Origin of the sequence: Streptomyces sp. NPDC007189 (assembly GCF_040703635.1) — a bacterium.
Classification (GTDB): domain Bacteria; phylum Actinomycetota; class Actinomycetes; order Streptomycetales; family Streptomycetaceae; genus Streptomyces.
This window is the reverse complement of sequence record NZ_JBEYEY010000002.1, coordinates 480,395-507,018: the sequence shown is the minus strand read 5'-3', so window position 1 is coordinate 507,018 and position 26,624 is coordinate 480,395. Positions and strand designations below refer to the sequence as shown.

At 73.0% G+C, this 26,624-nt stretch carries 28 protein-coding genes; 18 read left to right on the top strand and 10 right to left on the bottom strand.

The genetic code is table 11. From position 1 onward, the window contains the following. Positions 1–44 precede the first annotated feature (44 nt). The 4 genes from AB0950_RS05405 to AB0950_RS05390 all read left to right on the top strand — a co-directional run bounded on the left by AB0950_RS05405 (position 45) and on the right by AB0950_RS05390 (position 4,559). Positions 45–1,793: an MFS transporter gene (locus AB0950_RS05405; RefSeq protein WP_360571064.1), complete on the top strand. Its 1,749-nt coding sequence runs from the start codon at positions 45–47 to the stop codon at positions 1,791–1,793. Between the two features lie 113 nt (positions 1,794–1,906). Next, positions 1,907–2,560 carry a class I SAM-dependent methyltransferase gene (locus AB0950_RS05400; protein WP_360143780.1) on the top strand — a complete coding sequence of 218 codons (654 nt, stop codon included), beginning with the start codon at positions 1,907–1,909 and terminating at the stop codon, positions 2,558–2,560. 134 nt (positions 2,561–2,694) lie between these two features. Next, entirely contained in the window at positions 2,695–3,657 is a 963-nt protein-coding gene (locus AB0950_RS05395) for an N-acetylmuramoyl-L-alanine amidase (RefSeq protein ID WP_366777849.1), read from the top strand. 83 nt (positions 3,658–3,740) lie between these two features. Further along, complete coding sequence (locus tag AB0950_RS05390; protein WP_360143786.1) at positions 3,741–4,559, top strand: hypothetical protein; 819 nt, start codon at positions 3,741–3,743, stop codon at positions 4,557–4,559. A 121-nt stretch (positions 4,560–4,680) separates the two neighbouring features. On the opposite strand, the gene AB0950_RS05385 is transcribed toward AB0950_RS05390, so the two are convergent. After that, on the bottom strand, positions 4,681–5,262 hold the full coding sequence (locus AB0950_RS05385) for a hypothetical protein (RefSeq protein WP_360571058.1): 582 nt from the start codon (positions 5,260–5,262) through the stop codon (positions 4,681–4,683). A 129-nt stretch (positions 5,263–5,391) separates the two neighbouring features. Here AB0950_RS05385 and AB0950_RS05380 point away from each other — a divergent pair, with 129 nt between their 5' ends. After that, entirely contained in the window at positions 5,392–5,685 is a 294-nt protein-coding gene (locus AB0950_RS05380) for a hypothetical protein (RefSeq protein WP_360143792.1), read from the top strand. Between the two features lie 20 nt (positions 5,686–5,705). Here AB0950_RS05380 and AB0950_RS05375 read toward each other — a convergent pair whose 3' ends face one another. The 3 genes from AB0950_RS05375 to AB0950_RS05365 are packed head-to-tail and all read right to left on the bottom strand — an operon-like array spanning position 5,706 to position 8,922. Next, complete coding sequence (locus AB0950_RS05375) at positions 5,706–6,776, bottom strand: prenyltransferase (protein WP_360143795.1); 1,071 nt, start codon at positions 6,774–6,776, stop codon at positions 5,706–5,708. Beyond that, positions 6,773–7,507, bottom strand: a complete 735-nt coding sequence (locus tag AB0950_RS05370; protein ID WP_366777848.1) for a class I SAM-dependent methyltransferase — start codon at positions 7,505–7,507, stop codon at positions 6,773–6,775. Before AB0950_RS05370 ends, AB0950_RS05375 begins: the two co-directional genes overlap by 4 nt. Beyond that, positions 7,501–8,922 (bottom strand): glycosyltransferase family 4 protein, encoded by a 1,422-nt coding sequence (locus tag AB0950_RS05365; RefSeq protein ID WP_366777847.1) that lies wholly within the window; start codon positions 8,920–8,922, stop codon positions 7,501–7,503. The genes AB0950_RS05370 and AB0950_RS05365 overlap by 7 nt, the downstream gene beginning before the upstream one ends. A gap of 220 nt (positions 8,923–9,142) precedes the next feature. On the opposite strand from AB0950_RS05365, the gene AB0950_RS05360 reads away from it, so the two are divergent. After that, positions 9,143–9,763, top strand: coding sequence for a TetR family transcriptional regulator (locus AB0950_RS05360; protein WP_360143804.1), 621 nt, complete (start codon positions 9,143–9,145; stop codon positions 9,761–9,763). Positions 9,764–9,779: 16 nt separating this feature from the next. Here the strand turns inward: AB0950_RS05360 and AB0950_RS05355 are convergent, their stop codons facing one another. Then, complete coding sequence (locus AB0950_RS05355) at positions 9,780–10,640, bottom strand: tetratricopeptide repeat protein (protein WP_360143807.1); 861 nt, start codon at positions 10,638–10,640, stop codon at positions 9,780–9,782. Between the two features lie 114 nt (positions 10,641–10,754). Here AB0950_RS05355 and AB0950_RS05350 point away from each other — a divergent pair, with 114 nt between their 5' ends. Continuing rightward, complete coding sequence (locus AB0950_RS05350; protein WP_366777846.1) at positions 10,755–11,087, top strand: hypothetical protein; 333 nt, start codon at positions 10,755–10,757, stop codon at positions 11,085–11,087. A gap of 70 nt (positions 11,088–11,157) precedes the next feature. Then, positions 11,158–11,631, top strand: coding sequence for a nuclear transport factor 2 family protein (locus AB0950_RS05345; RefSeq protein WP_360143813.1), 474 nt, complete (start codon positions 11,158–11,160; stop codon positions 11,629–11,631). Here the strand turns inward: AB0950_RS05345 and AB0950_RS05340 are convergent. Beyond that, positions 11,609–12,277 carry a phosphotransferase gene (locus tag AB0950_RS05340; protein WP_366777845.1) on the bottom strand — a complete coding sequence of 223 codons (669 nt, stop codon included), beginning with the start codon at positions 12,275–12,277 and terminating at the stop codon, positions 11,609–11,611. The two genes, AB0950_RS05345 and AB0950_RS05340, sit on opposite strands and share 23 nt — an antisense overlap. Positions 12,278–12,619: 342 nt before the next feature. Between AB0950_RS05340 and AB0950_RS05335 the strand changes: the two genes are divergently transcribed. From AB0950_RS05335 to AB0950_RS05305, 7 genes are all read left to right on the top strand, one after another. After that, on the top strand, positions 12,620–13,843 hold the full coding sequence (locus AB0950_RS05335; RefSeq protein ID WP_360571050.1) for a prenyltransferase/squalene oxidase repeat-containing protein: 1,224 nt from the start codon (positions 12,620–12,622) through the stop codon (positions 13,841–13,843). Continuing rightward, complete coding sequence (locus tag AB0950_RS05330; protein ID WP_366777844.1) at positions 13,840–14,493, top strand: SCO2322 family protein; 654 nt, start codon at positions 13,840–13,842, stop codon at positions 14,491–14,493. Before AB0950_RS05335 ends, AB0950_RS05330 begins: the two co-directional genes overlap by 4 nt. Next, positions 14,480–15,631 (top strand): CbiQ family ECF transporter T component, encoded by a 1,152-nt coding sequence (locus AB0950_RS05325; RefSeq protein ID WP_360571046.1) that lies wholly within the window; start codon positions 14,480–14,482, stop codon positions 15,629–15,631. The genes AB0950_RS05330 and AB0950_RS05325 overlap by 14 nt, the downstream gene beginning before the upstream one ends. Beyond that, positions 15,628–17,337, top strand: a complete 1,710-nt coding sequence (locus AB0950_RS05320) for an ATP-binding cassette domain-containing protein (RefSeq protein WP_366777843.1) — start codon at positions 15,628–15,630, stop codon at positions 17,335–17,337. Before AB0950_RS05325 ends, AB0950_RS05320 begins: the two co-directional genes overlap by 4 nt. Then, positions 17,334–18,239 (top strand): ECF transporter S component, encoded by a 906-nt coding sequence (locus AB0950_RS05315; protein WP_366777842.1) that lies wholly within the window; start codon positions 17,334–17,336, stop codon positions 18,237–18,239. Before AB0950_RS05320 ends, AB0950_RS05315 begins: the two co-directional genes overlap by 4 nt. 286 nt (positions 18,240–18,525) lie before the next feature. Then, complete coding sequence (locus AB0950_RS05310; RefSeq protein WP_360143834.1) at positions 18,526–18,942, top strand: transglycosylase SLT domain-containing protein; 417 nt, start codon at positions 18,526–18,528, stop codon at positions 18,940–18,942. A gap of 88 nt (positions 18,943–19,030) precedes the next feature. After that, positions 19,031–19,729, top strand: a complete 699-nt coding sequence (locus AB0950_RS05305; RefSeq protein WP_360571040.1) for a YoaK family protein — start codon at positions 19,031–19,033, stop codon at positions 19,727–19,729. On the opposite strand, the gene AB0950_RS05300 is transcribed toward AB0950_RS05305, so the two are convergent. Continuing rightward, complete coding sequence (locus AB0950_RS05300; RefSeq protein WP_366777841.1) at positions 19,691–20,056, bottom strand: hypothetical protein; 366 nt, start codon at positions 20,054–20,056, stop codon at positions 19,691–19,693. The genes AB0950_RS05305 and AB0950_RS05300 overlap by 39 nt on opposite strands. Beyond that, positions 20,053–22,095, bottom strand: coding sequence for a bifunctional glycosyltransferase 87/phosphatase PAP2 family protein (locus AB0950_RS05295; RefSeq protein WP_366777840.1), 2,043 nt, complete (start codon positions 22,093–22,095; stop codon positions 20,053–20,055). Before AB0950_RS05295 ends, AB0950_RS05300 begins: the two co-directional genes overlap by 4 nt. Before the next feature lie 389 nt (positions 22,096–22,484). Here AB0950_RS05295 and proP point away from each other — a divergent pair, with 389 nt between their 5' ends. Together proP and AB0950_RS05285 are read left to right on the top strand one after the other, a co-directional pair. Then, positions 22,485–23,858 carry a glycine betaine/L-proline transporter ProP gene (gene proP, locus AB0950_RS05290; RefSeq protein WP_366777839.1) on the top strand — a complete coding sequence of 458 codons (1,374 nt, stop codon included), beginning with the start codon at positions 22,485–22,487 and terminating at the stop codon, positions 23,856–23,858. 170 nt (positions 23,859–24,028) lie between these two features. After that, a complete protein-coding gene (locus AB0950_RS05285) occupies positions 24,029–24,700 on the top strand; it encodes an O-methyltransferase (RefSeq protein WP_360143849.1) in 672 nt (223 codons plus the stop codon). 27 nt (positions 24,701–24,727) lie between these two features. On the opposite strand, the gene AB0950_RS05280 is transcribed toward AB0950_RS05285, so the two are convergent. Then, complete coding sequence (locus tag AB0950_RS05280; protein WP_360143852.1) at positions 24,728–25,120, bottom strand: hypothetical protein; 393 nt, start codon at positions 25,118–25,120, stop codon at positions 24,728–24,730. Between the two features lie 115 nt (positions 25,121–25,235). On the opposite strand from AB0950_RS05280, the gene AB0950_RS05275 reads away from it, so the two are divergent. Then, a complete protein-coding gene (locus AB0950_RS05275; protein WP_360143855.1) occupies positions 25,236–25,673 on the top strand; it encodes a DUF1992 domain-containing protein in 438 nt (145 codons plus the stop codon). 25 nt (positions 25,674–25,698) lie between these two features. Here AB0950_RS05275 and AB0950_RS05270 read toward each other — a convergent pair whose 3' ends face one another. Beyond that, positions 25,699–26,259 carry a hypothetical protein gene (locus AB0950_RS05270; RefSeq protein ID WP_366777838.1) on the bottom strand — a complete coding sequence of 187 codons (561 nt, stop codon included), beginning with the start codon at positions 26,257–26,259 and terminating at the stop codon, positions 25,699–25,701. Positions 26,260–26,624: the final 365 nt, after the last annotated feature.

Below are 26,624 nucleotides of genomic sequence, written 5' to 3'. Positions count from 1 at the left end.
TACGAGGTTTACCCGGCACTTATGTACACGGGAGGCCTCACTCAATGACCCACACGACGACCGACCAGCCGCCCCGGAGGGCCAGCGGCGCCGTGGTCCCGGTGCTCGCCTTCGCGGGCATCGTCGTCGCGGTGATGCAGACGCTGCTCGTGCCGGTCATCAAGGACCTGCCGCAACTGCTGGACACCGCGCCCTCCAACGCCACCTGGGTCCTCACCTCGACCCTCCTGTCCGGCGCCGTGGCCACGCCCATCATGGGCCGGCTCGGCGACCTCTACGGCAAGCGGCGGATGCTGATCCTCAGCCTGGCCGTGATGGTGGTCGGCGCCCTGATCAGCGCCCTCACCAGCCAGCTGCTCACCATGATCGTCGGCCGTACCCTCCAGGGCTTCGCCATGGGCGCGATCCCGCTCGGCATCGGCCTGATGCGCGACATGCTGCCCCGCGAACGGCTCGGCTCGGCCATGGCCCTGATGAGTTCCTCCATCGGCGTCGGCGGCGGCCTCGCCCTGCCCGCCGCGGCCCTGGTCGCCCAGCACACCGACTGGCACGCCCTGTTCTACGGCGCCGCCGGCCTCGGCGTGCTGTCCATCGCCCTGACCCTGCTCGTCGTCCCCGAGTCCGCCATGCGCGCCGAGGGCTCCTTCGACCTGCTCGGCGCCATCGGCCTGTCCGGCGGTCTGGTGCTCCTCCTGCTGCCGATCACCAAGGGCAGCGACTGGGGCTGGTCGTCGGGCACGACGCTCGGCCTGTTCGCCGGGTCGGTCGCCGTCCTCCTGCTGTGGGGCCTGTACGAGCTGCGCAGCCAGGCGCCCCTGGTCGACCTGCGCACCACCGCGCGCCCGGCCGTCCTCTTCACCAACCTCGCCTCGATCATGGTCGGCGTCGCCTTCTACGTCGTCTCCCTGGTCCTGCCCCAGCTGCTCCAGCTGCCGAAGGCCACCGGCTACGGCCTCGGCCAGTCCATGGTCGTCGCGGGTCTGTGCGTGGCCCCGCTGGGCCTGACGATGATGTTCACGGCGCCGGTGTACGCCCGGCTGTCCGCCCGGTACGGCCCCAAGACCACCCTCATCATCGGCCTGCTCATCATCGCGATCGGCTACGGCGGCGGGCTCGGCCTGATGGACGCCGCCTGGCAGACGATCGTCACCTCGGTGATCCTCGGCGCGGGCATCGGCCTCGCCTACTCCTCGCTGCCCGCGCTGATCGTCGGCGCGGTGCCGGCCTCGGAGACCGGCGCGGCGAACGGCCTCAACACCCTGATGCGGTCCATCGGCACCTCGGTGTCGAGCGCCGTCGTCGGGATGGTGCTGGCCAACACGGCGCAGAACGTCGGCGGCGTCGCGATCCCGACCATGCACGGGTTCCGCGTGTCCTTCCTGATCGCCACGGCCGCGGTGGCGGTCGGTCTGCTGCTCGCGCTGTTCCTGCCGAGCGCCCGCCGCGCGGGCCGGCCGCAGCACACCCAGCTGCGGGCCAGCAGCGAGGAGGACGCCGTGCTGGAGCGGGCCGAGCAGGTGCTGCGCGGCTTCCGCGGCCGGGTGCTGGGCGCCGACGGCACTCCGGTCGCCCGCGCCAAGGTCACGCTGATCGACCGGCGGGGCCGGCAGGCGGGCGCGACCGTCACCGAAGAGGACGGCAGTTACGTCCTCGCCGTGCCGGCGCAGGGGGCGTACGTCCTCGCCGCGAAGGCCTCCGGCCACGGGCCGCGCGCCTCCGCCGCCACGCACTCCGGGGAGGAGCGAGCCGTCGAGCTGGATCTTTCCTTGCCTGGAGAGGTTGTCAGCGCGTAGAACTCGGGGGGGGTACTGCCGGCCGGCGACTGCGGGTCCGTCGTGGCTGGTCGCGCAGTTCCCCGCGCCCTCCTGGGGGCCGCTGCCACCGCCGTACGACCGAAAGGCCCCCCATGCCCGCCTCCGCCCCCAAGCCCGAGATCCTGGCCGCGTTCGAGGCGGCCAAGGGGTTCATGCCCGTGGACGAGGGGCTGGCGCTGTACGCGGCTGCGGTGGAGGCGGGGCGGCTGGGCCTGCCGCTGCTGGAGGTGGGGACGTACTGCGGCCGCTCCACCGTGCTGCTCGCCGACGCGGCCCGGGAGGCCGGGGTCACGGCGCTGACGGTGGACCACCACCGGGGCAGCGAGGAGCAGCAGCCGGGCTGGGACTACCACGACCCGGACACCGTCGACCCGGAGGTCGGCCTGATGGACACGCTGCCGGCCTTCCGGCGGACGCTGTTCAAGGCGGGCCTGGAAGAGCACGTGGTCGCCCTCGTGGGGCGCTCACCGCAGATCGCCGCGCTCTGGAACACCCCGCTCGGCCTCGTCTTCGTCGACGGCGGCCACACCGACGAGCACGCCGCCGCCGACTACGAGGGCTGGGCGCCGCACGTGGCCGAGGGCGGCCTCCTCGTCATCCACGACGTCTTCCCTGAACCCGAGGACGAGTTCACCGGGCAGGCGCCGTACCGCGTGTACCTGCGGGCACTCGACTCCGGCGCGTTCACGGAAGTCCCGGCGACCGGCTCCCTGCGCGTGCTGCGGCGAACGGGAGCGGGGATCTAGTCTCGCGGGGTTTTCGGGTCACCTGGTCTTTGCTCGCAGCGAGCGTCCGCTGCTGGAAGCACCGGTGTTCCACGTCACCTGTAGGGCCGTCACCGGCCGCCTGGGCACCCTGGACAGCCGTTAGGGTGGCAGATGTGTCCTATCTAGGCCCGGAGTTCGATCCCCCGCAGTCGCGTCGGTCCCGGCGTGGTCCGCTGACCGTGGCGCTCGCCGCGCTGGTGCCCGGCGCGTTGCTCGGCTGGGTGGTGTACGAGGCGGTGGGCGGCGGTGCCGGGAAGGGCGGCGCGGACCGTACGGCGCCCGCGGCTCCCGTGTCCGGTGCGTCCGGCGCGCCTTCGTCACCGGCGGCCCACGCCGCGTCCCCCACCGGCTCCCCCTCCGCTTCGGACGACGGGAAGCGTCCCTCCGGAGCGGCCGGGCCGCTCAAGGGCAAGGTCGTCGTCATCGACCCCGGGCACAACCCCGGCAACTTCCAGCACACGGCCGAGATCAACCGCAAGGTGAACATCGGCACGAACTGGAAGGAGTGCGACACCACCGGGACGTCCACCAACGGTGGTTACACCGAGGCCCGGTTCACCCTGGACGTCGCGCACCGGTTGCGCGCGCTGCTGGAGAAGCAGGGCGCCACGGTGAAGCTGACCCGTGACGGCGGCAGCCCCGCCTGGGGGCCCTGCGTCGACCAGCGGGCGCGGGTCGGCAACGAGGCGCACGCGGACGCGGCGATCTCCATCCACGCCGACGGCGCCGCCGAGGGCGACCGCGGCTTCCATGTGATCCTGCCGGGGCCGGTGCACGCGGGTGCCGCCGACACCCGGAACATCGTCGGCCCCTCGCACGCCCTCGGCGTGCGCGTCGCGGGCAACTTCCTGCGTGACACCGGTGAGCCGCCGTCCAACTACCTCGGTAAAGGCACCGGTCTCGTCACACGCACGGACCTGGGCGGTCTCAATCTGTCAACGGTTCCCAAGGTGTTCATCGAGTGCGGCAACATGCGCGATAGCAAGGACGCGGCACTGCTGACCAGCGGAGCCTGGCGGCAGAAGGCGGCGCAGGGGATCTCTGAGGGAATCGTGAGTTTCCTGCGCGAGTCGTGACCGGCAGGCGGATACGGCCGGACGGCCGGATCTTGCGGACGGTAGTGTCTACCGACGACGAGACGACCTACGAAGGACCTAAGGTGAATATCCGCTCCCTCACTAGAGGCGACGGCGTGGTGATCGGAGCAGCGGTGGTGCTGTTCATCGCGTCGTTCCTCGACACATTCGACACCGACGGCAGCGACATCCCCAACGCCTGGGACAATCTCGGCCTGGTGATGAGCATGTACGTCGGCGGCATCATCGGGGCGGTCCTCATCATCGTCGCCCGCGCGCTTCCGCAGCCCCGCAAGGTCGCCGGCCTCGACCTCGGTCATGTGGGCGTCGCCTTCACGATCTTCGCCGCATGGACCTCGTTCTGGACCATCGTCGACCCGCTGGGCGCGTTCAGCGACGAGCTGGGCAGCTCGAAGGTCGGCGCCGGCACCGGCCTCATCCTCGGTCTCATCGCCGCCCTGGTCCTCGCGGGCGCCGCCGTCGCCACCCCGCTGGTCCCGGCCCTCCAGGCCGCCCTGCTCCCGGCCCCCAAGCCGGTCGCCCCGCAGCCCTACGGCGCCCAGCCGCCCGGGGGTTACGGCTACCCGGGCGCCCAGCCGCAGCCGGGCCAGCCGTACGGTGCGCAGCCGCAGCCGGGGCAGCCGTTCGGGCAGCAGCAGCCGGCCGCGCAGGGGGCTCCGGCCGCCGCGCAGCCGCCCGCCGGTGACTTCTCGCCGTTCTGGTTCGCCGTGCCGGTGACCCGTCCGCTCTTCTCGGAGGACGGTTCGCCGAACCCGATCGCCGAACTGGCGCCGGGCACCTGGTACCTGGCCGTCGAGCAGCGCGGTGCCGCGCTCGTCGCGCAGACCCAGGACGGCCGCCGTGGCGTCCTGCAGGACACCACCGGGATCCAGCGCGGCTGAGTCCGCCGCAAGCGCCGCATACGGCCCCTCGCCCTTCCGGGCGGGGGGCCGTTGTCGTCGTACAGCCGCCTCCGGAAAGGAAACTGACGGTACGTCAAGACATCAGGGGACAGCGGAACGGCTAGCTGCTTCCCCTGAGCTGGGAGGCGGACGGCACCTTGTCCTTGACCGGGGCGCCGGCGCCCGCGCCCGCTCCCTTGACCTTGTCGATGGTGTCGTTGAAGGAGTTCACCGCGCTGCCGTCGCCCTTGCGGAGCTTGGACGGCAGGTCCTTCAGGCCGGCGATGGCGGAGTTGAGCGGTGCGAGCGCCTTGGACAGCGTGGGGTCGGCCTTGGCGTTGCGGACGGCGGCCTTGAGGCGGTTGTAGGTGAAGGCGCCGGCGAGGGCGGCCTTGACCAGAGCCGTCTTGCGGCCGTGGGCGCCCTTCTTGAACTTCCCGGCCTTGTACGGCTTCACAATCCACTGGTAGGTCGCGCCGGCCGCGAGACCGGCGTCCACGACGAAGCGCGTCTTGGCGAACTTGCGCTTCTCCGCGGAGGTCGTCGGGCTGGGGGTGGCGGCGGCCGGGACGGCCTGCAGGGCCGGTACCGCCGCGGTGTCCTTCGTACTGGTCTTCTCGCTGCTGCCGCAGGCGGTGGAACCGGCCAGCAGGGCGCAGCACAGGGTGAGCGCCACACAGAGACGCCGTATGGGTACGGGCACGGGATCCTCCGGTACCTCTCCTCCCCGAGCGGTTGGCTTCCTCCGGCAGCGTCACCCGGTGTGGCCCACGGCGCCACTCGGCGTCCGCCGTTCGGGTTTCACCGGTCGCGGCCCGGCAATCCGGAAGGTATGTCCCCTCGATATCGCAACAGCGCGAATCAGGCCGGGACGGTCATCGCGGTCGTCGCCGACATCATGGCTGTGATCCTGGGCCTGTGGATCCTGATGTATCTGCTGGACGCCAACCGGGCGAACAGCCTGGTGCAGTTCGTCCACCAAGCCGCCGCCTGGCTGGCCGGCTGGTCGCACGACCTGTTCACCTTCGACGAGGCGTGGGCCCGGGTGGTGGCCGGGTACGGTCTGGCCGCGGTGGTGTACCTGTTCGTCGGCCACGCCGTCGCCAACCGGATGCACCGGCACTGAGTACCGGCACTGGCCCCCGGCTAGGCGCAGCAGTCGGGGTCCAGGCCGGTTGGGAGGTGTTCCCCGCCGAAGACCGCGCAGGTGGCCTCGTGGCCGCCGAGCGCGGCGACGGCGAGGAGGAGGGCGCCGGCCGTCCAGGTGGTCAGTTCGCGGGGCCAGACGGCGTCGTCGTCGAAGACGTAGCCCGTCCAGTACAGGCCGCTGTCCGGGTCGCGCAGGTGCTGGATGGACTGCAGGATCTCAAGGGCCCGGTCCGACTCGCCCACCGCCCACAGGGCGAGGGCGAGTTCGCTGGACTCGCCGCCGGTGACCCAGGGGTTGGGGACCACGCAGCGCACGCCGGTGTCCGGCACCACGAACCGGTCCCAGGACGCGGCGATGCGGGCCCTGGCCTCCTCGCCGGTGAGCGCGCCGCCGAGGACCGGGTAGTACCAGTCCATCGAGTAGCGGTCCTTGTCGAGGAAGCGCTCGGGGTGCCGGCGGATCGCGTGGCGCAGCGCGCCGAGAGCCAACTCCCAGTCGGGCTGCGGTTCTTCACGCTGCTCGGCGATGGCGAGGGCGCAGCGCAGCGCCTGGTGGATGGAGGAGCTGCCGGTGAGCAGGGCGTCCGGAGTGGGCGTGCCGTCGTCCTCGCGGCGCCAGCCGATCTGACCGCCGGGCTGCTGCAGGGCGAGCACCCACTCGATGGCCGCGTAGACGGTGGGCCACATGCGGTCCAGGAAGGTGTCGTCGCCGGTGGAGAGGTAGTGGTGCCAGACGCCGACGGCTATGTAGGCGACGAAGTTGGACTCGCGGGCGCGGTCGGTGACGTCGTCGTGGGCGCCGTCGGCGTAGGCGGCGTACCAGGAGCCGTCCTCGTTCTGGTGCCGGGCGAGCCACAGGTAGGCCCGTTCGGCGGCCTCGTGTTCGCCGGCCGCGTCCAGGGCCATCGCGGCCTCGGTGTGGTCCCAGGGGTCCAGGTGGTGGCCGCGGAACCAGGGGATCGCGCCGTCCTCCCGCTGGACGGCGAGGATGCCGCGGACGGTCGCGGCGGCCTGCCCGGCGGTGAGGACCCCGGGCAGGACCAGGTGTTCTGTCCGGGGAGTGGTCACTTGGCGTCCACCCGGGGCAGGTGGGGCTTGGTGGCGTAGACGACGAAGCTCTTGCCGATCAGCGGGTTCAGCGCCTGCTCGGCGACCCGGGTGGCCAGCGGCTTCTTCATGATGTCCCAGACCAGCAGCTTGTGGTACGCCCGCACGGGCAGGGCCTTGTCGTTGTCGACGCCGAAGGCGCACTTCAGCCACCAGTACGGCGAGTGCAGGGCGTGCGCGTGGTGGCTGCCGTACGGCTTCAGGCCGGCCTCGCGGATCTTGGCGACGAGTTCGTCGGCCTTGTAGATGCGGATGTGGCCGCCCTCGACCTCGTGGTAGGCGTCGGACAGCGCCCAGCAGACCTTCTCGGGGCCGTAGCGCGGCACGGTGACGGCGATACGGCCGCCCGGCCTGAGCACGCGGACCATCTCGGCGAGCACGCCCTTGTCGTCGGGGATGTGCTCCATCACCTCGGAGATGATGACCACGTCGAAGGACTCGTCGGGAAAGGGCAGCGCGAGGGCGTCGCCCTCCATGGCGGTGGCGGTGGCGCCCTCGGGTGCCTCGCCGGCCTCCTTCATCGCCGCGAACCACTTGGCGACCTCGCGGATCTCCTCGCCGTTCTGGTCCAGGGCCACGACCTGGGCTCCGCGCCGGTAGCACTCGAAGGCGTGCCGGCCGGCCCCGCAGCCGAGGTCCAGGACGCGGTCGCCCTGGGCGAGCGGGAACCGGGAGAAGTCGACGGTCAGCACGTGGCCCTGCTTTCGGAGGAGACGCCTGCAGTTGCTGGGGCCGCGAAGCGGCCGGGAGTCCGGGAGCTGATGCCTGCCGGGGAGTGGCTGTCGGGGCGGGGGCCGGTGGAGCGGCCGGCGCGGGCGATGGCCTCGCGGTAGTGGGCGACGGTGCCCTCGGCGGCCCGCGCCCAGGTGAAGTGCCGCAGCACCCGTTCGCGGCCGGCGCGGCCGAGCCGGGCCCGAAGCTCCGGGTCCCCGAGCAGCCGGCCGAGTCCGGCGGCCAGCGCGCCCGCGTCGCCCGGCGGCACGGCCAGGCAGGTCTCGCCGTCGCGGCCGGCGACCTCGGGGATCGCTCCGCCGGTGGTGGCGAGCAGCGGGGTGCCGGTGGCCATGGCCTCGGCGGCGGGCAGCGAGAAGCCCTCGTACAGGGAGGGCACGCAGGCGACCTCGGCGGAGCGGATCAGGTCGACCAGTTCGGCGTCGGAGATGCCCTTGACGAACTCGACGGCGCCTTCGAGGCCGTACCGCTCGACCGCCGCCGCGACCGGCCCCTCCGCGGGGCGTTTGCCGACGACGACGAGATGGGCGGCGGGGTGCTCGGTGCGCACCTTGGCGAGGGCCTCCACCAGGAACACCAGCCCCTTGAGCGGCACATCGGCGCTGGAGGTGGTGACGATCCGGCCCGGCACCTCGCGCACGGCGGGATTCGGCGCGAACAGATCGGTGTCGGCGCCGATGTGCACGACGTGCACGCGCTCCTCGCGGACGCCGAGGTGGTCGACGATCTCCTGCCGGGAGGTGCCGGAGACGGTCAGGACGGAGGGCAGCCGGCGCGCGACGCGCTTCTGCATCCGGGTGAAGGCGTACCAGCGGCGCACCGACCAGCGGCGCTGCCAGCCGTCGGCCGCGTCCAGCTCCAGCTGCCGGTCCACGGTGATGGGGTGGTGGACGGTGGTGACCAGGGGGGCGCCGATGTCGCCCAGCAGGCCGTAGCCGAGGGTCTGGTTGTCGTGGACGACGTCGAACTCGCCGCGCCGGGCGCGCAGATGGCGGCGGGCGCGCAGGGAGAAGGTCAGCGGCTCGGGGAAGCCGCCGGTCCACATCGTGGCGACTTCGAGGGCGTCGATCCAGTCCCGGTACTCCTCCCGCCCGGGGGTGCGGAAGGGGTCGGGCTGCCGGTAGAGGTCGAGGCTGGGCAGCTCGGTCAGGGTGAGTCCGGGGCAGCCCTCGTCGAGCACGGGGTACGGCTGCGAGCCGATGACCTCGACGCGGTGGCCGAGCCGGGCCAGTTCGCGCGAGAGGTGCCGTACGTAGACCCCTTGGCCGCCGCAGAACGGGTTCCCTTTATAGGTGAGGAGCGCGATGTCGAGCGGTCGCTCGCCGTCAGCGGCGGGGTCGAGGTCGGCGCCCGCCACCCGGGCCTCAGCGGTCACTGACGTGCCCCCTTCTGCCTGCACTGTCCCGCGAGACTACGCGGGACGCTAACCTAGAACAAGTTTCAGACTTGATCGTTCAAGAGGCTCTGAATCTACCGGCAGGTAAGGGCGCTGTGAGCGGTGGATCAGGTGATTCGCGCCACGGCGCGGCGCCCTGCCAAGCTGTTCGATCACGTGCCCCACAGACGCCTTCACCGACTGTCACGGAACGGTACCCATGCCTGCGGAAGCCAGTGTTTCGAGGCCGGCCTCGGCGCCGCTCACCGAGCGCCAGGAGGCCCGCCGCCGGCGGATCCTGCACGCGAGCGCCCAGCTGGCCGGCCGCGGCGGTTTCGACGCCGTGCAGATGCGCGAGGTCGCCGAGTCCTCCCAGGTGGCGCTCGGCACGCTGTACCGCTACTTCCCGTCCAAGATCCATCTGCTGGTGGCGACGATGCAGGACCAGTTGGAGCACCTGCACGCCACGCTGCGGAAGAAGCCGCCCGCGGGTGACACGGCCGCCGAGCGGGTCGCCGAGACCCTGATGCGGGCCTTCCGGGCGCTGCAGCGCGAGCCGCACCTGGCCGACGCGATGGTCCGCGCGCTGACGTTCGCCGACCGCAGCGTCTCGCCGGAGGTCGACCAGGTCTCCCGGCAGACGACGCTGATCATCCTGGACGCGATGGGCCTGGAGGACCCCACGCCCGAGCAGTTGTCGGCGGTCCGGGTGATCGAGCACACCTGGCACTCGGCGCTGATCACCTGGCTGTCCGGGCGTGCCTCCATCGCGCAGGTGAAGATCGACATCGAGACGGTGTGCAGGCTGATCGACCTGACGGAGCCGGGCGGTTCGCGCTGAGGCCCCGGCACACCGCTCAGGCGACCGTCAGCCCCTTCCAGCTCCGGCCGGCCGCCGTCTGCCCGGCCCACTGCTCCAGCAGGCGCCGGGCCTCCTCCTCGGGCGCGGCCAGGGCGACCGGCTGGGCGCCCGCGTGCACGGTGCGGTCCTGCTGGTGGGTGCCCTCGCTGCAGCACGCGCACATCACCTCGACGGCGCTCGCGGGCTCGGCGCCGTAACCGTGGTCGACGAACAGCCTGACCAGCGCCTCCAGATCGGCCGCCGCCCCCGCGTCGACCATGACCTCCAGGGTGGGCAGCTCGGACGCCTCGAACAGGAGCAGCTCGTCGAAGACGGGGAACGTCATGCCGTCGACGACCCGCTCCCCCTTCGGCTCCCCGTCGTGGACGACGATCTCGCCGAAGCGCCGGCCGGCGGTCACGGGCACGTTCATCACCCGGCCGCGCGTCGGGCAGAGCCGGTCCACCCAGACGACCTCCCGCTCCCCTCCCGTGTCCAGCCGTACGCAGGCCGGCCCGAACCGGCCGTTGATCTCGCCCTCGCCGTCCGGGAGTTCGATGCCGAAGCCGGCCCACGCCGCACGGGCCGTCACCCAGTCGCGCTGGATGGTGGCGGCGATGCCCAGGTTCCAGTGGGCCGGATCCCCCTCGCCGCGCGGCGCGCGGGCGGCGGCCTCGCGGCCCAGCTCGTACGCCTTCGCCCAGTTGCGCAGGAACTTGTGGGCGAGCGCGGCGTCGTACCACCACACCTCGCTCTGCGGCGCGTCCGGGAAGTGGGCCAGCACCTGCTCCAGCAGACCGGCGGCGGCCAACCAGTCCTCGGCGGCCCACGCCTCGTACGCCCGCTCGATCAGCCGCTCGGCCTCGGACTCGTGCACGTTTCCCCACCCCGGTCGGTACGTCGGAACCGCTGGAGCGTACCCCGTGGCTGCTCGGACTCACCTGGGTGCCGGAGCTGTTTCCGTGGCCGGGGAGCGGGCTACGATCCCGCCATGCCGATCAGGGGCGGGGATCCGGCGCGTGCCTACTGGGCCGTCGACCGCGCCCTCGGAGGTGAACGGCCTCCGACCAGATCGCAGATGTTCGCGGCGAGGCGGCCACTCGTCGTGGCGGTGGTGGCCGGGCTTTTCTCCTCGGGCCTCTTCCTCCTCGCCTCGGAGGGCGACGTTCTGCCGGCGTTGGGCATGGGCGTGTTGCTCGGCGGATGGTTCGCGATGTTCGCCCGGCTGGAAAGGGGCCGCCAGCGCCGACTCGTGCGCCGGGGACTTCGGGAGAGCGCGCACATCCACGGCCGCCGTGCGAAGGGCACGTATCGCGCGAGGTGACGTCCGGACCGGTGGTCTGCGTGGTCGTGAATCCGGTCGACCGGTGACGGGCGTCCTGCTACACAGGCGTATGGACCCCGTGCAGCGACTTCTGGCCGAGCGCGCCTGTGAGCGTGCCGTCATCGACTTCGTCCACCGTCTCGACCTCGGCGAACCGGGCTCCGTGGCCGAGCTGTTCACCGAGGACGGTGTCTGGGAGTGGCCGGCGCCGGGTGACGGGCGGCGGGTGGAGGGGCGGGAGGCGCTGCGGGCCTACTTCGGGTCCCGGCCAGGCGACCGGCTGTCCCGGCGTCTGATGTCCAACGTACTGGTCACGGTGACCGGTCCGGAGACGGCGAGCGCGACCTCGTACTTCACGACGTACCGCGTCGACGGGTACGAAACGGGTCTGCTCCCCGCCGGGCCGCCCGTGCAGGTGGGGCATTACGTGGACGCCTTCCGCCGGGTCGGCGGCAGCTGGCTGATCGCCTCCCGCACCCTGCACCTGGCCTTCGGCGGTGAGACGCCGAAGGCCGCCGGTCTCAGCGGAAGGCCAGCTTCCTGATCAACTCCTCGGCCAGGGACAGCAGTTCGCTCTCCTGCCGGGTCATCGTCGGGTTGGCCGCCCGGCGTCGGCGGGCCTCCGTCAGGCCCTCCTCCGTCACGGCGGAGCGACCGGCCAGCAGGGAACCGAGCAGGGCGTGGGCCTGAGCCGCGAGCGGGGTGTCGCCGACGGCGACCTGGGCGAGGATCACCGCCGACATGCCCCAGTCCAGCCCGGGAGGGCCGTCCTCGGTGTTGGACCAGTCGATGACCCGGGGGCCGTCCGGGGTGAGCATCACGTTGCCGGGGTGCAGATCGAGGTGCAGGACGCGGGAGCGCGGGTCGGCCGGGTCGCGTCCCGGTACGGCGTGCAGTCGCCGCAGCAGGGAGGCGAGCAGCGCGCCCGCGTCCTCCGCGCTCACCCGCCCGTCCCCGAGGGCGTCGAGCAGGGTGGGCCCGGACAGCCGCTCCATCACCAGATCGGTGCGCGAGCCGGTGGGCCGTACCAGCGGCGCCGGATAGCCGTGCTGCCGTACGTACGTCATCACGGCGCCCTCGGCCGCCGCGTCCCCCCAGCCCTCCCGGTCCCGGCGCAGGACCCAGGCGTCGTCGATCTCGTACACGTCGGCCGAACGGCCCGAGCCCAGCAGTCTCCCCGTCTCCGTCATGACCGTGACCCTAGTCACCGCGAGCGCGTGGGCACAGCCACTGCTCGGGCCGCGCGGGGCTGCCGCTAAAGTGGCGGGGTCGTCATCACACCCGTACGGGGGAAAGCCGGTGCAATTCCGGCGCTGGCCCTCCCCCAAGCTCTCGGCTTCGCTCGAGCCCGGGGGCGCCCCCATCCGTGAGCCGTCGCAAAGATGGTGAGCCGGAATGCCCCGGGCGGGACGTTGACCGGCTCGCGTGCGTCGGCGGTCCGCCGCGCACGGCACCGTCGAGGTTTACGGAGCCGAGCCGCCCGGGGGTCTCCCGTGCGCTGCCGGTTCCCCGCAGAGAGGCAGTCGCCGACCATGAACGTCCGCCGCAGTGCCGCGGCTCTCGCCGCCGTAGGCGTGCTGGCCGCCGCCGCGCCCGCCACGGCCGCCGGCCAGTCCCCGTCGCCGTCTCCCAAGGTCGCCGTGCCGTCCGGTCTGTACGGAAAGTCCGACCCGACCTACGACGGCGTCTGGCGGCAGTCGCTGACGCTCGTCGCCCAGCGGACCCTCGGCTACCGGCCGGCCGTGAAGGCGGTCGACTGGCTCACCGGGCAGCAGTGCGCGAACGGCGCCTTCGCCGCGTTCCGCGCCGCCCCGGCCAAGGCCTGCGACGCCAAGGTCATGGTGGACACCAACAGCACCGCCGCCGCGGTCCAGGCCCTCAAGGCCGTCGGCGGACACGACGCCGCCGTCGGCAAGGCGGTCGCCTGGCTGAAGTCCGTGCAGAACAAGGACGGCGGCTGGGGCTACTCGCCGGGCGGCGCCAGCGACACCAACTCCACCTCCGTCGTCATCGGCGCGCTCGCGGCGGCGGGCACGGACCCGGCGCGCGTCGAGAAGGCGGGCAGGTCGCCGTACGACCTCCTCGCCGCCATGTCCCTTCCCTGCGACCAGGCCGGCGGCGGCGCCCTCGCCTACCAGCCGGACAAGAAGGGCGAGCTCGCCGCCAACGCCGACGCCACGGCGGCCGGGGTGCTCGCCGCGCTCGGCAAGGGGTTCGTGGCCGACGCCGGCAAGGCGCCCGCGAACGACGCGTGCGCCAAGGCCGGCCACCCCGCCCCGGCGCGGATCGCCGACAACGCGGGCGCGTATCTCGCGGCGGCCGTCGCCAGCACCGGTCACCTGCAGTCCACGCTGCCCGGCGCCAAGGACCAGCCGGACTACGGCAACACGGCGGACACCGTCGTCGCGCTCGCCGCGGACGGCCGCACCGAGCCGGCGAAGAAGACCTACGCCTGGCTGGAGAAGAACGCCGGGCCCTGGGCGGCGCAGAGCGGACCCGCGGCGTACGCGCAGCTGATCCTCGCCGCGCACGCGGTCGGCGCGCAGCCCGGCGACTTCGGCGGCACCAGCCTGGTCCGGTCCCTCGACGCGCTCGGCCCGGCGCCGGCCATGGACAACGCCACGCACGGGACCAAGAAGCCCGGGAAGTCCGACGGCGGCTCGAGCTTCGGCGTGTGGTGGTTCGTCGGCGTCTGCCTCGTCGCCGGCATCGGCATCGGCTTCCTGCTCAGCGGCCGGAAGAAGCGGCAGCCGTGAGTGCCGTCCGCCGCGCCGGGTGCGTCCTGCCGGCCGCGTTCCTGCTCCTGGCCGCCGCGGCCCCGGCGCACGCCACCGGGTACCGCTACTGGTCCTTCTGGGAGCGGAGTTCGGACCGCTGGACGTACGCCACGCAGGGGCCGTCGACCGCCCGTCCCGGCGACGGCGCGGTGGAGGGCTTCCGCTTCGCGGTGAGCGCGGACTCGGCGGACGCGAGCCGGCCGCGCGGGCCGGCGGACTTCGGCACGATCTGTGCGGGGAAGCCCGCCGCGTCCGGCACGAAGCGGGTGGCGGTCGTCCTCGACTTCGGCACCCCGGCGGACGCGCCGTCCGGCGAGACGCCGCCGGCCCGCCGTACGGCCTGCGCGCGGATCCCGGCCGACGCGACGGCCGCGGACGCGCTCGCGGCCGTCGCGCCGCCGCTGCGGTACGACGCCAACGCCCTGCTGTGCGCGATCGCCGGGTATCCGCAGAAGGGGTGCGGGGAGCAGGTTTCCGGCTCCGCGGGCAAGAAGGCCCCGGCCGAGGAGAAGAAGAGCGGTTCGGACAGCGGGCCTTCGCTGGGGTTGCCGGTCGGTGCCGGGGTGGTGGCCGTGCTGGCGGGTGCGGCGGTGTGGCAGTACCGACGGCGACGCGATGACTCCGCCTGACCGCGGGCCGGTCGGGGCCGAGCGCGCCCACGCGGCTCAGCCGCACATCGGTACGGCCCGCGCCCCTCGCCGGGCGCTCGTGCACCCCGGCGCCTGGTGGCTGTGGGCGCTGAGCCTGGGCACCGCCGCCACCCGCACCACCAACCCCCTCCTCCTCGCCCTTCTCATATCGGCCTCCGCCTACGTCGTGGCAGCGCACCGCACCGACACCCCCGCCGCCCGCGCCTACCCGGCCTTCGCCAAGCTCGCCCTCGCCGTTCTCCTCGTCCGCCTGCTCTTCGCGGCGGCGCTGGGCTCGCCCATCCCCGGCACGCACACCCTGTTCACCCTGCCCGAAGTGCCCCTGCCGCACTGGGCGCAGGGGATCCGGCTGGGCGGCGAGGTCACGGCGGAGGCGCTCGTCTTCGCCGCCTACGACGGCCTCAAGCTGGCCACCCTGCTGATCTGCGTCGGCGCGGCCAACGCCCTCGCCGGCCCCACCCGGCTGCTGAAGTCCCTCCCCGGCGCCCTGTACGAGGCCGGGGTCGCCGTGGTCGTCGCGCTCACCTTCGCCCCGCATCTCATCGCCGACGTCCAGCGTCTGCGCGCCGCCCGCCGGCTGCGCGGCCGCCCGGACCGGGGCCTGCGCGGCCTGCTCCAGGTCGGACTGCCGGTGCTGGAGGGCGCGTTGGAGCGTTCGGTCGCGCTCGCCGCCGCCATGGAGGCCCGGGGCTACGGCCGCGGTGCCCGGGTTCCCGCACGGGTCCGCCGTACGACGGCCGCGCTCACCCTCGGCGGCCTGCTCGGCGTCTGCGCCGGCAGCTACGGCCTCCTCACCGCGGAGGGCGGCGTCTACGGCGTCCCGCTGCTCCTCGCCGGTGTCGTCGCCGCGCTCGCGGGACTGCGGCTCGGCGGCCGGCGCTCGCTGCGCACCCGGTACCGGCCCGACCCGTGGGACGTACGGGCCTGGCTGGTGGCCGGCTCCGGCGCCGCGGTCGCCGCGCTGCTCAGCCTGGCCGCCGCCCGCGACCCGGAGGCGCTGCACCCGGGTGTCGTCCCCCTCGTCTCCCCCGGTCTTCCCCTGTGGCCCGCCGCGGCGATCCTCCTCGCCCTGGTCCCCGCCTTCGCCGTATCCAAGAACTCCAAGGAGCCGTCGTGATCCGCTTCGAGGATGTCAGCGTCACGTACGACGGGGCCGCCGGACCCGTCGTCCAGGGCGTCGACTTCGAGGTGCCCGAGGGCGAACTGGTGCTGCTCGTCGGCCCGTCCGGGGTCGGCAAGTCGACCGTGCTCGGCGCGGTGAGCGGGCTGGTGCCGCACTTCACCGGCGGCACCCTGCGCGGGCGGGTCACGGTGGCCGGCCGGGACACCCGTACCCACAAGCCGCGCGAACTCGCCGACGTGGTGGGCACGGTGGGGCAGGATCCGCTCGCCCACTTCGTGACCGACACCGTCGAGGACGAACTCGCCTACGGCATGGAGTCGTTGGGCCTCGCGCCCGAGGTGATGCGGCGCCGGGTCGAGGAGACCCTCGATCTGCTGGGCCTCGCGGGGCTGCGCGACCGTCCGATCGCCACCCTCTCCGGCGGGCAGCGGCAGCGGGTCGCGATCGGCTCGGTCCTCACGCCGCATCCCCAGGTGCTGGTGCTGGACGAGCCGACCTCCGCGCTGGATCCGGCCGCGGCGGAAGAGGTCCTCGCGGTGCTGCAGCGGCTGGTCCACGACCTCGGTACGACGATCCTGCTGGCCGAGCACCGTCTTGAGCGGGTCCTTCACTACGCCGACAGGGTCGTGCTCCTCCCGGCCCCGGGCGAGCCGCCGGTCGTCGGCACCCCGCCGGAGGTGATGGCCGTCTCGCCCGTCTTCCCCCCGGTGGTGGACCTGGGGCGGCTGGCGGGCTGGTCGCCGCTGCCTCTGACAGTGCGGGACGCTCGCCGGAAGGCCGGCGAGCTGCGAGAACGCCTTTCCGCAGCCGCAGCGGGTGGCACCTCTCCGTCGGCGGCCGCGGGTCCGTCCGGGCTGGTCGCGCAGTTCCCCGCGCCCCTTCGGGGCGCCCCCGGCCGCCGGCGCCTATTCCGGCGCCGCCCCTCCCTCACCCCGGCGCCCGCCGACAGCCCCCTCGCCGAGATCCGCTCGCTCTCCGTCCGCCGCGGTCGGATACACGCCCTGCGTCATATGGACCTCACCGTCGCCCCCGGCGAGACCGTCGCCCTCATGGGCCGCAACGGCGCCGGAAAGTCCACGCTGCTCGGCTCCCTGGTCGGGCTGCTCGCGCCCTCCGCCGGTAGCGTCACCGTCGCCGGCGCCGTCCCTCACCGCACGGCGCCCCCCGACCTCGTGCGCCGCGTCGGTCTGGTCCCGCAGGACCCCCGGGACCTCCTCTACGCCGACACGGTCGCCGACGAGTGCGCGGCGGCCGACCGGGACGCGGGCGCCGAGCCCGGTACCTGCCGGGCGCTGGTGTCCGAGCTGCTGCCCGGGATCACGGACGGCACCCACCCCCGCGACCTGTCCGAGGGGCAGTGCCTGGCGCTCGCCCTGGCCGTCGTGCTGACCGCCCGCCCGCCCCTGCTGCTGCTCGACGAGCCGACGCGCGGCCTGGACTACGCGGCCAAGGCCCGCCTGGCGGCCGTCCTGCGCGCCCTCGCCGCCGAGGGCCACGCGATCGTGCTGGCCACGCACGACGTGGAGCTGGCGGCGGAGATCGCGCACCGGGTGGTGCTGCTGGCGGACGGGGAGGTCATCGCCGACGGGTCGACGGCGCAGATCGTCGTGTCCTCGCCGTCCTTCGCCCCGCAGGTGACGAAGATCCTCGCCCCGCAGCAGTGGCTCACCGTGACCGACGTCCGCGAGGCCCTCGCATGAGCCCTAACAGTCACATCAGCCCCCTGCGCCCCGCCCGGCTGCACGCCGTCCGTCTCGGCCCCCGTTCGCTCGTCGCGCTCGTCCTGGTCGGGGCCGTCGGGGTGGTCGCGTTCGGGTGGCCCTTCCTCGCTCCGCCGGAGTCCCGGCTGAGCGCCCACGCCCAGGACGCGCCCTGGCTCTTCGCGGGGCTGTTGGCCCTCCTGGTCGCGGTCGTGGCGGCGACGATCTCGGAGTCGGATCTCGGGCCGAAGGCCGTGGCGATGCTGGGCGTGCTGGCTGCGACGGGCGCCGCGCTGCGCCCGATCGGCGCGGGTACGGCCGGGATCGAGCCGATGTTCTTCCTGATGGTGCTCAGCGGACGCGTGCTGGGCCCCGGCTTCGGCTTCACCCTGGGCTCGGTGACGATGTTCGCGTCCGCCCTGCTCACCGGCGGGGTCGGGCCGTGGCTGCCGTTCCAGATGCTGGCGATGGGCTGGTTCACGATGGGCGCCGGGCTGCTGCCGGGCGCGGTCCGGCTGCGCGGCCGTGCGGAACTGGTGCTCCTCGCGGTCTACGGCTTCCTCGCCGCCTTCGCCTACGGCACCGTCATGAATCTGGCCGGCTGGCCCTTCATGGGCGGCGCCGCCTCGAACATCTCCTTCGACGCCCATGCCTCCGTGCCCGCCAACCTGGCCCGCTTCATCGCCTATTGCCTGGCCACCTCGCTCGGCTGGGACCTGGGCCGGGCCCTGTGCACGGTGCTGCTGACCCTCGCTCTCGGCCCGGCGGTGCTGCGCGCGCTGCGCAGGGCCACCCGGCGCGCCGCCTTCGAGACCGCGGTCACATTCGACGCCCCGGACCGCTCACCCACCGGATCGACGGCTTCACCGGCTGCAAGCGAGACGGTGAAGCGCCCCACATGACGCAGGTCACCTACGATGCCGAGCCGTAGTCCCGAATGTCCGATACATCCTTTTGAGTACCCCCTCTGACCTGCGATTTGCGACCCACGTCACACACTCGGCGATTCCGCCCCATCCGGCCACAACTAGTAAAAGGGGTCATTGCGGACGGCTTTCCGGGCTGCTTCTCTGGACGACGTCGCCAGGCGCCACGAGCCCACACGGGCCGGGCGCCGACGCATGAAGGCCACAGCGCGTGGCCCACCCCATGCGGGCGATCCCCCGTCCCCGACGCAAGAGGTACTCCGTGTCCGTCTCCTTCATCCGCCGCATCGCTTCCCCGAAGAAGGCCCTCACCACCGCCGCCGTGGCCGCCGCCACCGCCGGTATGGCTCTGTCCGCGGCGCCCGCCCATGCCGCGGCCCCCGCATCGGCCTCCTCCGCCCAGGCGATCGCGCACAAGATGATCCCGGACGCCGCGCAGTTCAACGCGTTCAACAAGATCGTCTCGCATGAGAGCGGTTGGAACCCGACCGCGACCAACTCCTCGTCCGGCGCCTACGGCCTGGTCCAGGCCCTGCCGGGCTCGAAGATGGCTTCCGCCGGCAGCGACTGGAAGACCAACCCTGCCACCCAGATCAAGTGGGGCCTGGACTACATGAAGTCCCGCTACGGCAGCCCCGTCAAGGCCTGGAACTTCTGGCAGGCCAACGGCTGGTACTGAGCCGTCCACAGCCGCCGAAGGCGGCGGCCCCCGATCCCCGGGCCGCCGCCTTCGGCGTTTCCGTGTCCCCGCGTGGTCAACTGGGGCGGTGAGCACAGCGGGTGACACATCGCCGGAAGAGACGTACGACCCGGAGGCGCGCGGGCTGCGCCTGGTGGCCGTCCTGCTGATCCTCACCGTGGTCAGCGGACTCATCGACGCCGTCAGCTATCTGGGGCTCGGCCGCGTCTTCACGGCCAACATGACCGGCAACGTGGTCGTCCTGGGCTTCGCGGCGGCCGGCGCGCCCGGCTTCTCCGTGCCCCATACGGCGACCTCGCTCGCCTGCTTCCTCCTGGGCGCGGTGACCGGCGGCCGGCTCGCGGCCCGCGTCGGCAAGGGCTCGCGCCGCACCTGGACCCGCCTCACCCTGGCGGCGGAGGCCCTCCTGATCGCCCTGTCGGCGGCGGTCGCCTTCGCCTGGCCGCACGCCACCGCCACGGTCTACGCCCTGATCGCCCTCACCGGCTACGCGATGGGCCTGCGCAACGCCACCGTCCGCAAGCTGGGCGTCGCCGACCTCACCACCACCGTCCTCACCATGACCCTGACCGGTCTGGCCTCCGAATCCCACATCGGCGACGCCACCGGCCACCGCTCACCGCGCCGCACGGCCTCGGTCCTCGCCATGCTCGCCGGCGCCTTCCTGGGCGCGTGGCTGGTCCTCCATCACGGCCTGGGCATCCCCCTGCTCATCGCGGCGGCGGCATCAGGCGCCCTGGCGCTCCTGGCCTCGGGCCGCGAGTGAGCACCGGACGCTCATGCTGGAGATGAGCGAGCTGGTCACCGACGTGACGGCCGCGCCGGACGGCGGCGAGACCGTCTGGTTCGCGTGCGCCGTCGGCCAGGCGGGCGCTGAGCGCAGGGCGAGCAGGACGGCGGTCTGATCGGGTTCGGGCAGGTCCCCGACGAACACATGGCCCGAGGCGGCGCCCGCGATGACCGCGCGCCGTGCCTGCTCGTCCGCCACATGGCCAAGGACGAAGGCGGCCACGTCGTCGAAGAGGGCGGCCGTGGCGAACCAGGCCAGGTGCTCCCCCGAGTCCCCCGAGGGCAGCGACACGAGCTTGGTCACCGCTGCCCTTCCGGCACGGCGAGCGGGGCGGGGGACTCCTGGCGGGCCGCCGCCGCCGTGACGAGACGGGCTCGCGGGCCCTGGAACACGTACGACAGCCCGAAGCCCGCCGACACCACCACCGCGCCGCCGACCGCGTCCAGCACCCAGTGGTTGCCGGTGGCGATGATCGCCGAGACGGTGAAGAGGGGATGCAGGAGGCCGAGGGCCTTCATCCACCACCTCGGGGCGATGACCCCGATGACGACACCGCACCACAGGGCCCAGCCGAAGTGCAGCGAGGGCATCGCCGCGTACTGGTTGGTCAGGGCCGTCAGCGTGCCGTAGTTCGGCTTGGAGAAGTTCTGGGCGCCGTGGACGGTGTCGATGATGCCGAGGGTCGGCATCAGACGCGGCGGGGCCAGCGGGAAGAGCCAGAAGCCGATCAGGGCGAGGAAGGTGGCGAAACCGAGGGAGGCGCGGGCCCAGCGGTAGTCGACGGGGCGGCGCCAGTAGAGGATGCCGAGGATCGTCAGCGGGACCACGAAGTGGAAGGACTCGTAGTAGAAGTCGAAGAAGTCCCGCAGCCAGCCGATCCTCACCACGGCGTGGTTGGCCCAGTGCTCGATGTCGATGTGCAGGAACCGCTCGGTGTCCAGCACGATGTGCCCGTGGTGCTCGGCGCGCGCCCGGCCGCCGGAGATGGTGCCGCCGGTCGCGGCGAGCCGGACCTGGGAGTAGGCGGCGTACACCACACGGAGCAGCAGCAGCTCCAGCAGGAGGTTGGGGCGGGTGAGGACCCTGCGCAGGACGGGCAGCAGGGGGACGCGGCGGAAGCGGGCCGGGACCGCCGGCGCGTACTCGGCCGGGACGGGCCGCTGGTAGGTGGGGGACGTCCGGGACAGGAACGGTACGGCCGTGGCGGCGGCCAGCGCGGCGAGCAGGACGAGGTTGTCGCGCAGCGGGTGCATGACCGCCATGTTCGGCAGCATCATCTTCGCCGGGAGCGTCGTCACCAGGACCATCGCGACCGGCCAGACATAGCGGTCGGAGGCGCGTCTGCCGACCCGGCCGACCATGGCGAGCAGCACCCACAGCAGCTGGTGCTGCCAGGCGGTCGGGGACACGGCGACGGCGGCGCAGCCGGTGATCGCCACGGCGAGCAGTAGCTGGCCGTCGTGGGCGTAGTGGACGGCGCGGCGCAGGGCGAGGGCGGCGACGACGGCGCCCAGCGAGAGGAAGAGCCCGATCTCCAGGGGGCCGGTCAGGCCCAGGCGGAGCAGGGCGCCGTGCAGGGACTGGTTGCCGAGGGCGTCGGCCTTGCCGCCGAGGCCCACCCCGGCCATGTGGTGCACCCAGTACGTGTACGAGTCGTGCGGCAGCGCCGCCCAGGCGAGCGCGGCGCAGGAGGTGAAGGTGACGGCGGTGGCGGCGGTGGCCCGGCGGCGGCCGGTGAACCACAGCAGCGGGGCGAACAGCAGCATGGTCGGCTGCAGCGCGGCGGCCATGCCTATGCACACCCCGCTGCCCCGCTCCCCGCGCACGGCGAAGCAGCCGACCAGGACGAGCAGCACCGGGATGATGCTGGTCTGGCCGAGCCACAGGGCGTTGCGCACCGGCAGCGACAGCATGAGCAGGCTGATCGCGACCGGCGCGGCCAGCAGGGAGGTGCGGCGGCCGACCGGCTGGGGCAGCGCGCGGGCGGCCACCAGGCCGAGGGCGACGACCAGCAGGAGGGTGCCGAAGGTCCAGCCCCAGCCGAGGGCGGCCTGCGCGGAGCGGGTGAGGGGTTTGAGGACCAGGCCGGCGAAGGGGGTGCCGGTGAACCGGGTCGAGTCGTAGAGCGAGCCCTTCACATGCAGGACGCCGTGCGGGCCGACCCAGGTCTCCAGGTCGGTCAGCCGCTCGCCGCTCGGCGTGGTGAGGACCACGGTCAGCTGCCGTACCGCGAGGATGGCGGCCACCGCCCACAGGGCGAGGCGGGCCGCACACAGCCGCGCATCGGCCGGTGCTCTGCCGAGGGTGTCCGCCGGTCGCCCGCTGTGCTCCACGTTCGCCACGCCTCGTCGGCCTCCCGCCCCGTCGTCCCGGCGCCGGGCACGCCGGGTACTCCTGGAGGACCCTATGAGGGTCCCAGTCCCCCGGAGAAGGACGCAGGCTACCGCGACTTCACCTGACGTCCGTTCTCCTTTTGTCCGGAAGACGATAGTCGGGGGCCGGAACGGTTGCCCCGGCGGGGCGCGACAAGGATCACAGCGTCCGGCGGGATTGGCCGGTCACGGGCGGGCAGACGTACCTGCGTACGCACCATTTAGATGCACTGAGCAGCTAAGTGCATACAGTACGTAAGGGGCCGAACTCCGCCTATGGTCTTTTTTCGGCCCGTTTCCCGGCAGCGTCGCCGCACGGACCGCGCCCTGTCCCCGACGAAAGGTAGGCGAGCCCCGTTTTGGCGACCGTCACTGCCGTCACCCCGTCCCTCAAGACCCGGCGGGCCACCAAGGCCCGCGACGTCACCGTCACCGACCCCGCGCTGGTCAAGCGCGCCGTGAAGGCGGCCGCACTCGGCAACGCCATGGAGTGGTTCGACTTCGGTGTCTACAGCTACATCGCCGTCACGCTGGGCAAGGTCTTCTTCCCGTCCGGCAACCCGACCGCGCAGTTGCTGTCGACGTTCGGCGCGTTCGCGGCGGCCTTCCTGGTCCGGCCGCTCGGCGGCATGGTCTTCGGTCCGCTGGGCGACCGCGTGGGCCGCCAGAAGGTGCTCGCGGTCACCATGATCATGATGGCGGTGGGCACGTTCGCGATCGGCCTGATCCCGTCGTACGCCTCGATCGGCGTCGGTGCGCCGCTGCTGCTGCTCGCCGCCCGGCTGGTGCAGGGCTTCTCCACCGGCGGTGAGTACGCGGGCGCCTCGACCTTCATCGCCGAGTACGCCCCCGACAAGAAGCGCGGCTTCTTCGGCAGCTGGCTGGAGTTCGGCACGCTGGCCGGTTACATCGGCGGCGCGGGCCTGGTCACCCTGATGACGGCACTGCTGTCCTCGCACGACCTGCTGGCCTGGGGCTGGCGGATCCCGTTCCTGATCGCCGGCCCGATGGGCATCATCGGCCTGTACCTGCGGATGCGTCTCGAGGAGACCCCGGCCTTCGCCGCCGAGGTCGAGAAGGCGGAGGCCGCCCGGCCGAAGGTGCCGCTGCGCGAGATGGTCGCGGGCCAGTGGAAGGCGCTGCTGCTGTGCATGGGCCTGGTGCTGGTCTTCAACGTCACCGACTACATGCTGCTGTCGTACATGCCGAGCTACCTCACGAGTGAGCTGAAGTACGACGAGACGCACGGGCTGCTGGTCGTGCTGGGCGTGATGGCCCTGATGATGATCGTCCAGCCGTTCGCCGGCGCGCTGACCGACCGGGTCGGCCGCCGCCCGGTGATCGCCGCCGGTTGCGCGGGCTTCCTGTTCCTGTCCATCCCGGCCCTGCTGCTGATCCGCCAGGGCAGCCTGCTGTCGGTGGGTCTGGGCATGGGTGCGCTGGGTCTGCTGCTGGTCTGCTTCACGGCGGCCATGCCGGCCGCGCTGCCCGCTCTCTTCCCGACGCGGGTGCGGTACGGGTCCCTGTCCATCGGGTTCAACGTGTCGGTGTCCCTGTTCGGCGGGACGACGCCGCTGGTCGTCACCGCGCTGATCGGGGCGACGGGGAACATGATGATGCCCGCGTACTACATGATGGCCGCGGCTGTCGTGGGCGGGTTCGCGGTGTGGAGGATGTCGGAGTCGGCGGGCCGGCCGCTGCCGGGTTCCGCCCCGGCGGTGGAGCAGCGGTAAGCGCCGTAGGGGTCGCTGAAAACCGCCGCGCCGGTGAGCGCAACCCCCCGGCCCGTACCCGCAGCGGAACCGATCCCTGGGCGGCGAGTCCGTCGGTGATCACCCCGTGCGTGCCCCTCGGCTGAGACGATGTCGGGGAAGCGCAGGCACTCGGGAAAGGCAGCAGGACCATGAGCGACTCCCAGCTCTGGGACGACGTCGACGACTACTTCACCAGCCGCCTCGCACCCGACGACGAGGCGCTGCGGGCGGCCCGGCGGGAGAACGACGCGGCCGGGCTGCCGCACATCGCCGTCACGGCGGCACAGGGCAAGCTCCTCCATCTGCTCGCCCAGGTCCAGGGCGCACGGCACATCCTGGAGATCGGCACGCTCGGCGGGTACAGCACGATCTGGCTGGCCCGCGCCCTGCCGGAGGACGGCAGACTCGTGTCCCTCGAGTACAGCGCCAAGCACGCCGAGGTGGCCGCCCGCAACATCGCCCGGGCCGGCCTGGACCGGATCGCCGAGGTGCGGGTGGGCCCAGCCCTGGAGTCGCTGCCCAAGCTCGCCGACGAGAACCCGGCCCCGTTCGACCTGGTGTTCATCGACGCCGACAAGGCCAACAACGCGCACTACGTGGAGTGGGCGCTGCGGCTCACCCGCACCGGCAGCCTGATCGTCCTGGACAACGTGGTGCGCGGCGGCCGGGTCACCGACGCCGACAGCACCGAGCCCGACATCGTGGGCACGCGCGCCGCGATCGAGCTGATCGCCACCCATCCGCGGCTGAGCGGCACGGCGATCCAGACGGTCGGCGCCAAGGGCTACGACGGCTTCGCGCTGGCCCGCGTGCTGGACTGAGCCGCGTCGGCGCCGCCCGGCCGGAGCTCAAGCCTCGTGGTAGAAGCCGACGTTGACGCTGCGCGGCGCGGTGCGGTCCTGGACGACGATCTCGCCCGACCCGCCGCGCGGCAGCGCCACGGTCGCGCCGTAGCCGAGCGGCTGCGCGTACTCCCCGGCGGTCAGCCGCACTTCGGCGGCCGGGTCGGGCTGTGAACCGCGCAGCCAGGTGAGGTGCCAGCCGCCGTCGGGGCCGCACACGAACTCCAGATGGACCCGGGAGACGAACAGCCAGTCCTCGGGGGTGACCAGCCGGCACAGCGACGCGTCCCGGCCGACCCGGAGCACGGCGCCCGGCTCGCTCGGCGCCTCGGCCATCGTCATGCCGGCGGTGGCGCCCGCGTCCTCCCCGGAGACGGTGGCCATGGTGAGTTCGAGCACGTGCGTTTCCCCCTGTACGGCCGGCTGCACGACCATCGTGGCGCGGCGGCCGGATCGGCGGACCGCCGCCGCATGATAAAACGCCCGGCCGGGCCGCGTCCGGCACAATGGGGTCATGACCGAGCGAAAACCACCGGGTGTGCCGTTCGAGTCCTGGGCCGACAAGCAGATCCGCGACGCGCAGCGGCGCGGTGAGTTCGAGCGGCTGCCGGGGGCGGGCGAGCCGCTGCCCGCCGATCTCTACTCCGCGTACGACGAACTGTGGTGGGTCAAGAGGAAGTTGGCCCGCGAGGGGCTGTCGGTCCTGCCTCCCGCCCTCGCGCTGCGCAAGGAGGCGGAGGACGCGCTCGCGGCGGCCTACGCGGCGCCGTCCGAGCGGATCGCGCGGAAGATCATCGAGGACGTCAACGTCAAGATCAAGGACATGATGTTCAAGCCGCCGCCGGGTCCTCCGCTGGGCAAGAAGCCGTACGACGTCGAGGAGGTCGTACGCGAGTGGCGGCAGCGCAGGGCTGCCGCCAAGGGGGAGCTGCCGGGTCCGGGCGCCGGGTAGGCACGCGGCGGGCGGATCCGGGGGCTCACATGTGCAGCAACCGTCCGGCCAGTTCCCGGTAGTCGCGCAGGGCGAGCCTCAGCTGCTCGGTGTCGGCGTCCGAGCCCGGGCCCCGGTCCTCGGAGGCCTCCCAGGACCGGCGCAGCGTACGGCGGCGCCGCTCCACCGCCTCCTCGAACCGCCCCGCGATCTCCTCCAGCACGTGATCGGCCTGCTCGACCGTCGTCCGCGGCTCGTCCACGAACCCCACGGCCAGACGCCGCATCTCCTGCTCCCACCGATCGGTCTCCTCGTGCGGCAACAACGGCGCGCCAACCCCGGAGGGCCCGGGAGCGGCCTCACCGACAGCGCCGGAGGGTCCGGGGGCAGCCTCACCGGCAGCGGCGGAGGAGGCGCCGGCGGAAGTGCCGGGTGCGGCCGCCGACTCGGGCGCGGTGGTCTGCCCAGGTGCGGTGGCGGGAGCGGGCCCCGTCGCCCTGCCGCCCGGTGCCGCCGGCCAGGCGTCCGGCGCCGGGTAGTCGGTCGTGTGCGCCTCCCGCCCGGCCATCTCCCCGGAGGACGGCACCCCCAGCCCGTCGTCCGGCATGGGGCTGTCGTACCCGGCACGCCTCTCACCGGACACCCGGCCCTGACCGGGAGCTCCACGCATACCCGGGGTCCGTTCCTCACCGGGCATCCCGGTCTCACCAGCCCCCGCGGCCGGACCGTACGCGCCCGGCATCCCGGTCTCACCAGGCATCCGCCGCTCCCCCGGCATCCCCTCCGGGCCAGCCATCCGGTCCTCGCCGGGCATCCCAGTCTCGCCAGGCATCCGGCCCTCACCAGGTGTCCCAGCCGGAGGCATCCGACCTTCGTCCGACGTCCGGCCCTCACCAGGCATCCCGGTCTCACCCGACATCCGGCCCTCACCAGGCGTCCCAGCCGGAGGCATCCGGCCCTCGCCCGGAGTCA